Origin of the sequence: [Muricauda] lutisoli (nom. illeg.) (genome assembly GCF_017313105.1) — a bacterium.
In the GTDB taxonomy this organism is placed as follows: Bacteria; Bacteroidota; Bacteroidia; order Flavobacteriales; family Flavobacteriaceae; genus Flagellimonas; species Flagellimonas lutisoli.
Genome location: NZ_JAFLND010000002.1, coordinates 45,434 through 57,774 on the forward strand (window position 1 = coordinate 45,434; position 12,341 = coordinate 57,774).

The following is a 12,341-nucleotide window of genomic DNA, read 5'->3' on the forward strand; positions in this document are numbered from 1 at the left end:
AGGGCCACCTCTTTTATTTGGAGCTCCCTTGCCAACAAAGGAATCAAACATTATAGTTAAACTGCCCATAAGGATCTTTTAAGTACGGTTCCTTGAAAATCCAGCACAAAAAAATTAATGGGATGGGATAAAGCTCGAGACTTGTTCCATTTATAAATTCAATAAGGCCATCTGTAAACTATCAGGTTTTCCAATGGCCATTTTTAACTATCTTGCTGTTAGATAAAATTCTGAATTAAATATTCTCTTCTACATGTTTCAGTCCTATAAAGCGCTCCTTATTGCATTCTTCATCCTTTTCACATCCTGTAAAAACAAGAACGGTTCGGAAACGGACAACCTTTTTAAGTTCAAGGATTACATTAGCTATCACACCAATGCCAACCAAAGTATTTCCACTCCCATTACCATAGCCTTGGCCCAGCAACTGGAGCAGTTTGAATTGACCCAAGAACTTCCCAAGGAATATCTGGACATTTCACCAGAGGTGGATGGCAAGTTGATCATCGAAAACGGCAGGCAGCTCACCTTTCAGCCAACAGAACACCTAAAACCAAATACCGAATACACCATTAGTTTGAAGCTCGACAAACTCTTCGAGGAAATTGAGAGTGAGTTCAAGACCTACACTTTTAAGTTTAAGACCATTGCGCCAAATTTTAGAGTCAATCTGGGGGATTTGCAATCTTACAGCAAAGATTGGCAGTACCTCACGGGCACTTTGGATGCTTCGGACATGCTGGATGCCTCAAAAATAAAAACGGTACTGAGTGTTAAGCAAGGAGAAGAAAACATTCCCGTAAAATGGGACAACATTTCGGATAATGCACAGTACTTCAGTTTCAGAATTGATAGCATTTCCAGAAAAACGGACGATAGTGAACTTACAATCGAATGGACAGGCGACGCCTACAATATTGAGAATCAAGGTTCGGAAACCTATCCCATACCGGGCAAGAACAAATTTGTAATCGTTGACGCCAAAACCACAGCGGCACCCAATGCAGTGCTTACCCTAAATTTCTCGGAACCCTTGGAGCAAGAGCAAAACCTGAATGGTTTGGTAACCATTGAAAACGCTGAAAGCCTACGATACGAAATCAACGGAAACGTTTTGAGTATATACCCCTCCAACCGGATTTTGGGCGAAGTACGCGTCAATGCCTTTCAAGGTATCAAAAGCGAATATGGATTTACCTTGAAGGATAATTTCTCCGAGCTAGTCTCTTTTGAGCAGTTAAAACCGGCCGTTCGATTGATTTCCAAAGGAAGCATACTGCCCAATGCAGCTTCCACACCAATTTACTTTGAAACGGTCAACCTTGCAGCAGTTGAAGTTCGAGTGATTCAGGTGTACGAGGACAATATGCTTCAATACCTCCAATTCTATGATTTGACTGAAAACTACAGTCCAGATTTTAGACCGGTGGGGCGCAGGGTTGCCTATAAAGTAATCCCGCTCACGGAAGATGGAAACAAAAATACCAGCTATTGGCAGGCGCACGGTTTGGATTTATCCGAATTGATCAAAATACATCCAGGTTCGCTGTATCGGGTCGAGTTCAGTTTCAAGAAAGAGCATACCACATACGATTGCGGGGACAGTGCTGCAACCGAAGAAACACCTACGGCCTATGCATTAGAGCAAAGCTCCGATGAGGCCTCGGAAGAAGAACGCTATTGGGACAACGAAATCTACGATTACAGAAACTACGACTACAATTGGGAACAGCGGGACAATCCCTGTCACTCTGCCTACTACAACTACGATAGAATAGCCGCAACCAATTTATTGGGAAGCGATTTGGGGCTAATCGTTAAAAAAGGAAGCAACCGCTCCCATCATTTTGCAGTGACCAATCTGCTTACCACCCAACCCGTGGCGGGCGCCAAAATAAAGCTCTATAATTACCAGCAACAACTTGTCGGCGAAACCACGACCGATGCGAAAGGCCTTTCCGTTTACGATAGCGACAAAGGCTTTGCTTTTGCCGTAGCGGAGCACAGTAACAACTTTGCCTACGCTAAACTTGCGGACGGCAATGCATTGTCACTTAGTAAATTCGATGTGTCAGGTGAAAAGCTCCAGAAAGGCCTACAAGGCTATTTATATACCGAAAGAGGTGTGCACAGACCAGGCGATGTCATCCATTTAACCTTTGTTCTGGATGATAATGCCAATCCCTTGCCCAAAGGGCATCCGGTGACTTTGGAAATTAGCGATGCGCGCGGCAAATTGATACAGCGAAATGTTTTAAAAGAGGGAAGCATTCCAGTTGCTGATGGTTTGTATGCAAAAAAAGAAAAGAATTTTTACTACTTCCCCATTCCAACGGAAGCTACGGCCCCAACAGGGAATTGGTCGGCCAAAGTAATCGTGGGGGGAGCGCAATTCAGTAAAACCTTAAAAGTGGCCACGGTAAAGCCGAATCGATTAAAAGTGGATTTCTCTTTTGATGACGAAGTACTGGAAGCCAATTCCTTCAACAGAGGAAAAGCCGAGGTGAAATGGTTGCACGGTGCTCCCGCCCGAAACCTTAAAATCGACATTAATGCCACGTTGAGTCAAACTTCCACGGCCTTTCCAAAGTATAGAAATTATATTTTCCAAGATCCCGTGCGAACCTTCAACCAGACCGAATTGCAGTGGGTTTCATCAAATTTGAATGCCAATGGCGTACTGGATATCAACAAAAAAATAGATGTGAACGGCAATGCTCCAGGAATGTTACAAGCCACCTTTACCACAAAGGTTTTTGAAGGTGGAGGCGACTTTTCCATAGATGTGTTCTCCAAAAATTTGGCGCCGTTTTCCAATTTTGTAGGGCTCCGTTCACCAGAAGCCAAACAATATGGGTCTTTCTTAACGGACGATAACAATACATTTGATGTGGTTACGGTTGATGCGCAAGGAAACCCATCGGGCAATCGAAAATTAAAAGTGAACGTATTCAAAATTGAATGGCGCTGGTGGTGGAACCGCGGGTATGACAACCTATCACGCTATGAAAATGCCACCGTTCACCGACCTTTCAAAGAAATGGAGATCACTACGGGAAGTGATGGCAAGGCCAATTTCAATATCAATGTCCCGGATGAGCAAGGCGGACGTTTTCTGATTCGGGTAATCGATGAAGTTTCCGGTCACGCCACAGGTCGTACCGCGTATTTCTACCGCAATTGGTGGCGAAGACCAGCATCTGCAGATGCCGAGAGCTCCAAAGTTTTGATTTTCTCCACCGACAAGGAAACATATACCCTTGGAGAAGAAGCAAGAGTCACTTTCCCATCGGATAACGGCGGCCGTGCGCTGATCAGCATCGAAAATGGCACCGAAGTACTCTCACAACAATGGATAGAAACCTCTACCAAAGAAACTAGGGCCACCATCCCGATTACAGCGGAAATGGCACCGAATGCCTATGTGAACATTTCCTTGTTGCAACCACACAGCCAGGCTAAAAATGACCTGCCCATCCGATTGTACGGCGTTGTTCCGCTCTTGGTAGAAAATCCCGCAACATTTTTAGAGCCACAGATCAGTATGCCCAATGTGCTGCAACCGGAAACATCATATAATGTTACAGTTTCAGAAGCGGGCGAAAAACCAATGACCTATTCGTTAGCGGTTGTGGATGATGGCCTTTTGGACCTCACCCGTTTTAGTACTCCTGACATTCACAGTTCTTTCTATGCTAGACAAGCACTGGGCGTAAAGACTTTCGATATATTTGACGATGTGATGGGAGCCTACTCAGTGAGTGTGGACAATATTTACGCCATTGGCGGTGGTGGCATTGGCGCAGGTGGCAAAAACCGAAAAGCACAACGTTTCAAGCCAGTGGTGACGTATTTAGGCCCGTTTACCTTGAAAGCAGGAGAAAAAGCAGTACACACCATTGACATGCCCAATTATGTCGGCTCTGTCCGAACCATGGTAGTTGCAGGAAATTTGAACAGTGCTTACGGCAATGCAGAGAAAACCACACCTGTCCGCAAGCCGTTGATGGTATTGACTTCGATTCCACGAAAATTATCTCCCGGAGAGACGGTGACCATTCCCGTTACCGTATTTGCAATGGAGTCCAAAGTAAAAAACGTAACGGTCAATATCGATGCAGGAAAGGCATTGGAACCCATCAATGGAACATCCAAAAACATCATCTTCAATGCGGTTGGGGAACAGATCGTCAATTTTGATTTTAAAGTCAATCCAACATCATCGTTCCAAACCATAAAAGTTACCGCTTCGGGAGCTGGGGAAAGTGCGTCCAACGAGACCGAAATCGATGTGGAAAACCCAAATCCTATTACCACCAAAAGCGAATTGTACACTTTAGAGGCCAATGATTCTCAAACCATCTCAATGGAAACTTTTGGTACGTCGGGAACCAATGAAGCATTCATAGAATTCTCAACGCTTCCACCCATGGATTTCTCCAAACGAATGGATTATCTGTTGCGTTACCCTCACGGATGCGTGGAACAGGTCACTTCCGCAGCCTTCCCTCAATTGTTCTTGCCGGATGTATTGGATATCACTTTTGATAGAAAAAAGGACATTGAGAACAACATAAAGGCTGCCATTGATAAGTTGGGCGATTTCCAGATTCCCAATGGGGGATTGAGCTACTGGCCCGGTTATGGCGCTGCCGATGATTGGGGAACCTCTTATGCAGGGCATTTTATGTTGGAAGCCAAAAAAGAAGGGTATCAACTCCCCTTGACGTTCTTGAGCAATTGGTTGAGATATCAAAAAAATGCCGCGCGCCAATGGAGCAACCAGAGCACCTATTACAACGATGATGTTTCGCAAGCATACCGTTTGTACACCTTGGCCTTGGCACAACAACCCGAACTGGCCGCGATGAACCGTTTACGGGAAACCGCAAACCTCAGCAACGAGGCTAAATGGAGATTGGCTGCCGCTTATGCCTTGGTTGGCAAAAAAGAGGTCGCAGAAGCCATTGCACAAAAGGCAAGCATCAATTTCACACCCAACAGTTACAATTATAGAACCTATGGTTCCGTATTCCGAAACCGAGCTATGGCGTTGGAAACCATGGTCATATTGGGCGACTCACAACAAAGGGAACTGGCCATTTCCTTGGCCAAAAATTTATCATCACAGCGGTGGTACAGCACACAGGAAACTGCGTTTGCTCTCTTGGCCATGTCGAAAATGGTAATGAAAAATGGAGGCAGGTCCATCGACCTCACCTTTACCAGTAATGGAAAGGATATCAATGTTAAAACCGATAGGGCCATAGCGCAACGGGAACTTTCCGTTACTTCCTTTAAAGAAGACATCGAAGTGAAAAACAACGAAGCAAATATCATCTACGTTACCCTCACACAAACTGGAAAATTACCTGTTGGTGAGGAGTTGGCACAGCAACAAAATCTACGATTGTCGGTGAATTACGTAGATCCGCTTGGCAACTCGGTGAATGTGGGCGAGTTGCGACAGGGAACAGAGTTCGAAGCAAAAGTGACCATTTTCAACAGTTCCGACGACTATATTGACAATGTTGCCTTGACACATATTATACCCAGCGGATGGGAAATAGTGGACAACTCTTTTGTAAGCGGTGATAATGAAAATGCATCCAAAGCGGATTATGTGGATACTCGGGATGACCGAACCCATTTGTATTTTGATTTGGACGCGAAAAAATCCAAAACCTTTACTATCAAGTTGAACGCATCGTTCTTGGGCGATTACTATTTACCCGGAGCCCAGGCTGAAGCGATGTACGACAACAACTATCAAGCCCGAAACAAAGGGCAATGGGTAAAAATAGTTCAGTAATTGTTGAATGAGTGAATTTTTATCGCCAGTAAAGAGAATATTTATCAACCATAAGATCAAGTTCGGTGTATTTTCCATTGTTTTGACTTTATGGTTGTTTTGCCTGCCCAATAATCTGTTCGAAGACCCAACATCCACAGTCGTTGAAAGCTCGGAAGGCTCACTCATCGGGGCACGAATTGCGGACGATGGCCAATGGCGATTTCCTAAAATGGATGCTGTTCCCGAACGCTTTAAGCAGAGTATCCTACTTTTTGAGGACGAGTATTTTTATCGGCATCCAGGGTTTAATCCGATTTCCATCCTTAAGGCTATCGGGCATAATCTTACCAAAGAAACCAGAAGGGGCGGCAGTACCATCACCCAGCAAGTGATAAGATTGAGCAGAAAAAACCAAAGCAGAACCTACTGGGAGAAACTCATCGAAGTATTTATGGCGACCCGATTGGAACTACGCTACTCCAAGGAAGAAATTTTGAAACTATACGCATCCCACACACCTTATGGTGGTAATGTCGTAGGATTGGAGACAGCGGCTTGGCGCTATTTTAGGATTCCAGCACACGAATTGAGCTGGGGACAATCCGCCGCCTTGGCCGTTTTGCCCAATGCACCTGCCCTTATTTTCCCAGGTAGAAACGAACAGGCTTTTTTGGACAAGCGCAACCGATTGTTGAAAAAGCTATGGGAAAAAGAAGTCATTGATGAGACTACCTACGAATTGGCCGTAGCCGAACCTTTGCCACAAAAACCTTTCCCTTTGCCCGATGTGGCGCCCCATCTTACCGAACGTATCAGAAACGAGCATCCTGGCAAACGTGTCACCACTTCGCTGCAACGACCATTGCAACAACGACTGAATCTTTTGGCAGAACGGCATTATCGGCAATTGCAAAGCAACGAGATACACAATTTGGCTATTTTGGTAATGGATGTAGAAACCCGTAAAGTGCTCGGGTATGTGGGGAATTCGCCTTCGGAAGAAACACACGCCAACTATGTGGACATCATCACAAAAAAAAGAAGCACGGGCAGTACCTTAAAGCCCTTTTTATTTGCTTCCTTGTTGAATGAAGGCCAATTGTTACCGAACAGTCTGGTGGAAGATGTTCCTACGGTGATCAACGGATATAATCCCAAAAACTTTGATTTGAGCCATGCTGGGGCGGTACCTGCAAGCAAAGCACTGTCCCGTTCACTGAACGTGCCCGCCGTCCGTTTGTTACGTGCATATGGGCTTCAAAAGTTCTATAACAAGCTCCACAAAATGAAGATGGAATCTTTGGACAAACCATCATCCTACTATGGACTCTCCTTGATTCTCGGTGGTGCGGAAAGTTCCCTTTGGGAAGTAACCTCAACGTATGCCGCAATGGCCTCCAGTCTAAATTATTTTTTGACCCATTCCAGCACGTATAGAAACCAAGAATTTACCAAGGCTACCTATTTACAAAATGAGACCAAGGATTTTGGCAAGGAACAGTTTGACCCTTTGGTTTTCGGCGCTGGGGCCATCTACAACACTTTTCAGTCCATGTACGAGGTCAACCGACCTGAAGGCGACGAAAATTGGCAATTTTTTGATTCTTCCCAACCCATTGCCTGGAAAACCGGGACAAGTTTCGGATTTAAAGATGCATGGGCCGTGGGGGTCACGCCAAAATACGCCATTGGGGTATGGGCCGGCAATGCCGATGGCGAGGGCAGACCGGGGCTTACGGGCATCACGGCCGCCGCCCCTCTACTTTTTGATGTGCTGGACGCCCTACCACAAAGCGGTTGGTTCCAAGAACCTTTTGATGACCTTGTTGAGCTGGAAGTTTGTGCCCAAAGTGGATTTCGTGCTTCGGTTTATTGTGATGAAATCAAAAAAGAATGGGTCCCCACACATGGTACAAGAAGTGGCCCATGCCCATATCATCAACAGTTGTTTTTAGATGCTTCGGAACAGTATAGAGTAAATTCAGAGTGCTATCCTTTAGAAGATATGGTAGCCAAAAACTGGTTGGTGCTCCCCCCTATTCCCGAATATTATTATGCTTCTTCAAATCCAAACTATAAACCTTTACCACCTTATCTGGAAGGTTGTTCCACTTTGGAAAACAATTTGATGGAATTCATCTACCCGAAGAAAAACGAAGTCGTGCTACTTCCGAAGGATTTGGGCACCAAAACATCAGAAATCATTCTAAAACTGGCGCACCAACAATCCAAAGCCATCATTTATTGGTATTTGGATGAACTATTTGTCGGCAAGACCGAGAATTTTCACGAGCTGATGCTACCCGTCGAACCTGGGGAATATATGCTCACAGCCGTAGATGATAAGGGCAACCGGATTCAACAAAATATTCAAGTTCGATTGGCTTCGGGCGAATAATTACTTCTTTCGCATAAAAATGGTCATGGGAACTCCTGTAAAATCAAAATTCTGCCTGATTTTATTCTCCAAAAACCGTTTGTAAGGATCCTTCACATATTGGGGCAAGTTACAGAAAAAGGCAAACTGCGGATATGGTGTGGGCAATTGGGTGCAGAACTTGATCTTCACATACTTTCCTTTGGTGGATGGTGGTGGTGTTTTTTCAATGATGGGAAGCATAATATCGTTCAACTTTCGTGTTGGGATGCGCCTTGAACGGTTATTGTATACTTCTACAGCCGTTTCGATAGCCTTGAAAATTCGTTGTTTGTTCAAAACTGAAATAAACAAAATCGGTACATCTTCAAAAGGGGAGATCACTTCTTTTATGCCTTTGGTGTACTCTTTTACCGAATTGGTCTCTTTTTCCACCAAATCCCATTTATTCACCAAGATCACTATGCCCTTATTGTTGCGCTGTGCGAGCCAAAATATGTTCTGTACCTGTCCATCAAAACCTCTAGTGGCATCCAACATCAAAATACATACATCACAATGTTCTATGGCACGAACCGAACGCATTACGGAGTAGAACTCCAAATCCTCCTTTACTTTGGACTTTCTGCGGATACCGGCAGTATCCACTAAATTGAACTCGAACCCATACCGATTGTATTTGGTATCGATACTATCACGGGTTGTCCCCGCAATGTCAGTAACAATATATCTATCCTCACCTATCAATGCATTGATAAAGGATGATTTTCCCGCATTTGGCCTTCCTACAACAGCGAACCTGGGCAACTCACTTTCTTCTTCCGCTTCGTCGGGAAGCACTTCCACAAGGGCATCCAATAAGTCTCCTGTACCGCTACCATTAATACTGGATATGGTATAGTATTCACCCAATCCCAGAGAATAAAACTCTACGGCATCGGCCAATCGTTTGTTGTTGTCCACTTTGTTGACAGCCAAAAAAGTAGGCTTATCGGCCCTGCGCAGGAGCTTGGCGACATCTTCGTCCATACCTGTTACTCCCGATTCCACATCCACCATAAAAATGATGGCATCCGCCTCATCAATGGCCAGTTCAACTTGTTTGTCGATCTCTTTTTCAAACACGTCGTCGCTACCTACCACGTAACCACCGGTATCAATCAAAGAAAACTCTTTGCCGTTCCAATCACTTTTGCCGTAATGGCGGTCCCGTGTAACACCACTTACGGCATCGACAATCGCTTCACGGCGCTGAATGAGTCGGTTAAAAAAAGTGGACTTCCCAACATTGGGTCTTCCTACAATGGCTACGATAGCTCCCATTAGGTTTAATTTTTGGCAAAAATACCATTTATTATGAAGAAAAAATGATACCTTTTTTCATCATTTTCAAATGATTATGAGCGACTTGACCAACGAGATAGTTTTACGGCCCCGTTTTCGTGTCTCCCTGAAGGCAAATTTAGAACAATTGGAGTCCATTTTTGATAACGCCTCGGCGAATCCGTTTTTGGTAAAAAGACTGGACGAGCACATTTTTGTCAAGTTCAAAAAGGCTGAAACTACTTTTTGGACGCCGCAACTTCATCTGGAGCTTTCCTCATTTGAGGAGGGTGTGAGCAATATTCGCGGTGTTTTTGGCCCCAACCCCACCCTTTGGACCTTTTTTATGTTCTTGCATTTTGGTGTCGGTACGGTTTTTATCATTCTGGGAATTTTTGCTTATTCCAACTATTCCTTGGGCAAGGACATTACCTTTTGGTTAGTGGGCATGTTCTTTTTAGTGGTTGTTTGGTTCGCACTTTACGCCTTTGGTCGTATGGGAAAATCGAAAGGAAAAGGACAAATGGAGCAGCTAAAGCAATTTGTTCGGGACACCATTGCTCCCTTTGAACGCATCAACAACGATGCCTAGCCATTGTACCCAAAGCGCTTGAGCTGTTGGGAATTACTTCGCCAGTTCTTGTTTACTTTTACATAAAGTTCGATATGGACCTGTTTGGCAAAGAATTTTTCCAGGTCTTTACGGGCCTCCACCCCTACTTTTTTAATCGCACTTCCCTTGTGCCCGATGATGATTCCTTTTTGTGTATTGCGCTCCACCATGATCACAGAACGGATCCTGATGATATCCTCATCTTCCAAGAACTCCTCGGTCTCCACCTCAACGGAATAAGGGATTTCCTTTTTATAATTGAGCAAGATCTTTTCGCGGATGGTCTCGTTCACGAAAAAGCGCTCGGGCTTGTCCGTCATTTGGTCTTTTGGATAATACGGAGGTCCTTCTGGCAATAGCTCCAAAATACGGTTGAACACTTCGGTGACGTTAAAGTTTTCCAGAGCGGAAATGGGATGGATCTCCGCATTGGGCAATTGTTCCTGCCAATATTGCATTTGCTCTTCGAGCTTTTCCTGGTCGGATGTATCTATCTTGTTGAGGAGCAATAACACAGGTATTTTACTGTTCTGTATTTTTTTAAAGAAGCCTTCATCCTTAAGGGCTTTCTCCCCTATTTCCACCATATAGAGCAACACATCTGCATCCTCAAAAGCGGATTTCACAAAATCCATCATGGAACTTTGCAGTTCATATGCGGGTTTTATGATACCGGGCGTGTCGGACAAAATCACTTGGAAATCATCTCCGTTGACTATCCCCAGAATACGATGACGGGTAGTCTGTGCCTTGGAGGTAATAATGGACAGTTTTTCGCCCACGAAGGCATTCATCAATGTGGACTTGCCCACATTGGGATTCCCGATAATATTTACAAATCCAGATTTATGCGCCACCTTTCTTTCTTTTTTCAAAATATTGTTTGGATGCTGCGTTCACTTTTGGTGAAAGATACAGCACAGCTATCATATTGGGAATGACCATCAATGCATATGATAGGTCAATCAGGTTTTTCACCAATTTTAAAGATGCGATTGCCGCAAAAACAATCATCACTATAAAAAATACATTGTACCATTTTCCAATTTTGGCGTTGGTCAAAAATGACAAACTCTTAACGCCATAGTACGAATACGTAAACAGGGTCGACAAGGCAAATGCAGCCACAATGACCATAAGAAGCACATCTCCTATTCCATATAGCGTGGTCTCAAAAGCGGTCATCGTCATGGTGATTCCACTACCATCCTCGAGATAGGCCCCGCTTAAAATAATGACCACCGCCGTAAAGGTACACACTAATATAGTATCGATAAACGGACCCAACATGGCCACGAGCCCTTCTTTTGCCGGTTCGTCGTTACGGGATTGCCCGTGGTACATGGGTGCACTACCGAGACCTGCTTCGTTCGAGAACATCGCTCTGCGAACACCTACAATCACGAGACCCCAGAAACCGCCCGTAACGGCAGAGTCGAAATTCCAAGCTTCGACCAAGATCATTTTTAAGGCGGGCCAAACTTCCCCAGCGTGACTTGCCATCACAAAAACGACCGCCAAAAGATAAATCCCCACCATAAAAGGCACTATGGCCGAAGCTACTTTGGCTATCTTGGTCAATCCGCCAAATATGACAATAGAGGTGATAATGGCAAGAAAAAAGCCTATTCCGAGTTTCCAATTGAATTCGCTGGTGGCCAAAAGGGTCTCGTGGGGTTGCACAACACCCATAAAAGCTTCGGTAAACTGATTGGCGGTAAAGACGCCCAAAAATCCGAACAACCCACAAATACTGAAAAATATGGCCATGGGTTTTGCCCATTTGCCCATCCCTTGAGTGATATAGAACATTGGCCCACCCTGCATATGTCCATCGGAATCGGTACCTCGGTACATAATGGCCAAACTGCCCGAATAATATTTGATGCCCATCCCCAAAAGTGCGGTCATCCAGATCCAGAAGACCACACCAGGGCCCCCATCGTGAATGGCAATGGCCACCCCGGATATATTCCCCAAGCCCACCGTAGCAGCAACCGCAGCGGACAATGCCTGGAACGAACTTACATCTCCTTTTGCATTTTTATCATCGTACTTACCGGATACAACCGCTATTGCATGACCAAAATGCCGAAAGGGTGCAAATTTTGAATAAAAGGCCAAAAATAGTCCCCCACCAATCAATAGAATGAACATGGGCCATTCTGTGTAAGGTAAAAGGGAGGATATAAAATCGTTGATTGCGTCCATAAAGTCAAAACGCCGAATTTATG

Annotated in this window: 6 protein-coding genes; 3 read left to right on the forward strand and 3 right to left on the reverse strand. The window is 44.7% G+C overall.

Annotated elements, in window-relative coordinates:
* The first annotated feature begins 253 nt into the window (after positions 1-253).
* Complete coding sequence (locus J0X13_RS07635; RefSeq protein WP_207070876.1) at positions 254-5,812, forward strand: alpha-2-macroglobulin family protein; 5,559 nt, start codon at positions 254-256, stop codon at positions 5,810-5,812.
* A 7-nt stretch (positions 5,813-5,819) separates the two neighbouring features.
* On the forward strand, positions 5,820-8,192 hold the full coding sequence (gene pbpC / locus J0X13_RS07640; protein WP_207070877.1) for a penicillin-binding protein 1C: 2,373 nt from the start codon (positions 5,820-5,822) through the stop codon (positions 8,190-8,192).
* On the opposite strand, the gene der is transcribed toward pbpC, so the two are convergent.
* Complete coding sequence (gene der, locus J0X13_RS07645; RefSeq protein ID WP_207070878.1) at positions 8,193-9,494, reverse strand: ribosome biogenesis GTPase Der; 1,302 nt, start codon at positions 9,492-9,494, stop codon at positions 8,193-8,195.
* Between the two features lie 76 nt (positions 9,495-9,570).
* Here der and J0X13_RS07650 point away from each other — a divergent pair, with 76 nt between their 5' ends.
* Positions 9,571-10,086, forward strand: coding sequence for a GTP-binding protein (locus tag J0X13_RS07650; protein ID WP_207070879.1), 516 nt, complete (start codon positions 9,571-9,573; stop codon positions 10,084-10,086).
* On the opposite strand, the gene era is transcribed toward J0X13_RS07650, so the two are convergent.
* Both era and J0X13_RS07660 read right to left on the reverse strand, forming a co-directional pair.
* Positions 10,083-10,964, reverse strand: coding sequence for a GTPase Era (gene era, locus J0X13_RS07655; protein WP_207071435.1), 882 nt, complete (start codon positions 10,962-10,964; stop codon positions 10,083-10,085). The two genes, J0X13_RS07650 and era, sit on opposite strands and share 4 nt — an antisense overlap.
* Entirely contained in the window at positions 10,954-12,318 is a 1,365-nt protein-coding gene (locus J0X13_RS07660; RefSeq protein WP_207070880.1) for an alanine/glycine:cation symporter family protein, read from the reverse strand. The genes era and J0X13_RS07660 overlap by 11 nt, the downstream gene beginning before the upstream one ends.
* Between the last annotated feature and the right edge of the window lie 23 nt (positions 12,319-12,341).